This is a genomic window from Enterococcus cecorum (assembly GCF_052119425.1).
Lineage (GTDB): Bacteria > Bacillota > Bacilli > Lactobacillales > Enterococcaceae > Enterococcus_E > Enterococcus_E cecorum_C.
This window is the reverse complement of record NZ_JBQKFH010000116.1, coordinates 1-390: the sequence shown is the minus strand read 5'-3', so window position 1 is coordinate 390 and position 390 is coordinate 1. Positions and strand designations below refer to the sequence as shown.

Below are 390 nucleotides of genomic sequence, written 5' to 3'. Positions count from 1 at the left end.
TGGCGATAGCAAGAAGGATACACCTGTTCCCATGCCGAACACAGAAGTTAAGCTTCTTAGCGCCGATAGTAGTTGGGGGTTTCCCCCTGTGAGGATAGGACGTCGCCACGCAAGAAAAGTTCAAGGCTAGGCAAAGATTTGTCTAGTCTTTTTTTGTGAAGAAAAACCTACAAAATACCTAATGAAGTGATGTAAAATAGACGGTCTCATGAAGGTAAAAAAAAGCCACCGTTACTTAGTAGCAATTACTAGGTAACGGTGGCTAGCTTTGTATCAATTAAGGTAAGCGCCCAATAACGAGGTATATTGAAAATCTCCAAAGTCACTCGACTTTGGAGATTCTTTTCTTTATTTACAATCTGCTTGTACAGTTTCTGACCATGGCAAATA

General features: G+C 40.8%; 1 rRNA gene. It reads left to right on the top strand.

From position 1 onward, the window contains the following. Positions 1-111, top strand: a 5S ribosomal RNA gene (gene rrf / locus ACTQZM_RS12080); the annotation flags it as partial. Positions 112-390 lie beyond the last annotated feature (279 nt).